The following is a 1,153-nucleotide window of genomic DNA, read 5'->3' as shown; positions in this document are numbered from 1 at the left end:
CCCCACTCACCCGGCTGCGCAAGGCCAGCGTATTGGCAAAAAAACCGATCAGCCCTTCCAGCTCCGCCTGCTGCCGACCCGCAATCGAACTGCCGATACAGATATCTTCCTGGCCCGTATAACGATACAGTAATAGCTTAAATACGCTCAGCAGCGTCATGTATAAGGTCGCCCCTTCCCGGTGCGACAGCTCCGTCAAACCCGCCCGCAGCTCTTGACCCAGCACCCGGCTCACCCGCCCTCCGGTTAGGTCCCCCCCTAATGCGCACCGGTAGTCTGCCGGCAGCTCCAGACGCGAGAACCCCTCCAGCTGCCTCTTCCAGTAACCCACCTTTTTAGCGAACCCCTCTCCCGACAACTGCTCCCGCTGCCACAACGCATAATCCCCATACTGAACCCCCAGCGGCGATAGCGCCGCCGGCCTGCCAGCCTTATAGGCTCCGTAAAACGCCCCGAACTCCCCCACCAGGATACTGCCCGACCAGCCATCCGAAGCAATATGATGCATCGTGGCCACCAGCACATGTTCCTGCGCCGTCAGCCGGATCAGGTGCGCACGAAGCTGGGACTCAGTCGACAGATCAAAGGGACGATTCACCAACTCCCCCACCAAACGACGTAAGGCCTGCCCATCTTCCCGGTAAACAGGATCTTCGATCACCGATAAGCTCCACAGATCTTTGTCCATCACCTGCTGATAAGGTACCCCGTCCTGCTGACCGATCACCGTCCGTAACACTTCATGGCGGTTAACCACACTACGGAAGGCATGTTCCAATGCCTTTGCGTCCAACTCCCCCTTAAAACGAAGGATCGAGGGCACATGATAGGCCGTACTGCCTTCCAACTGATCGATGAACCACAATCGTTCCTGCGAAAAAGACAAGGGTAACCTTCCCATCCGCGCATCGGCTGCCATCACCGCAATCCGGGACGACCCGTCCAGCTTCGTTGACTTCCAACGCTCCTCCCGCAACAGATCGACGATCTGAGCCTTGTTAGTCTTTATCGCTTCCAGAAACCCAGCTTCAACCCCTGTCCCTTTCGGTATTTTTATCCGAAGCTGATCTTCATGGAGGATGATCCCTATCCCTGCTTTTTTAGCCGCATGAAGCAAACTAATCGCGGTACTGAATAACATAATTATTGTTTT

1 protein-coding gene is annotated in these 1,153 nt (G+C 56.0%); it reads right to left on the bottom strand.

Annotated elements, in window-relative coordinates; all coding sequences use genetic code 11:
* On the bottom strand, positions 1–1,141 hold a 1,141-nt coding region (locus ACX0G9_RS31665), incomplete at its 3' end, for a condensation domain-containing protein (RefSeq protein WP_459069003.1).
* Between the last annotated feature and the right edge of the window lie 12 nt (positions 1,142–1,153).

This window comes from Flavitalea flava, from assembly GCF_054461575.1.
This window is presented reverse-complemented; position numbering and strand designations above follow the sequence as displayed.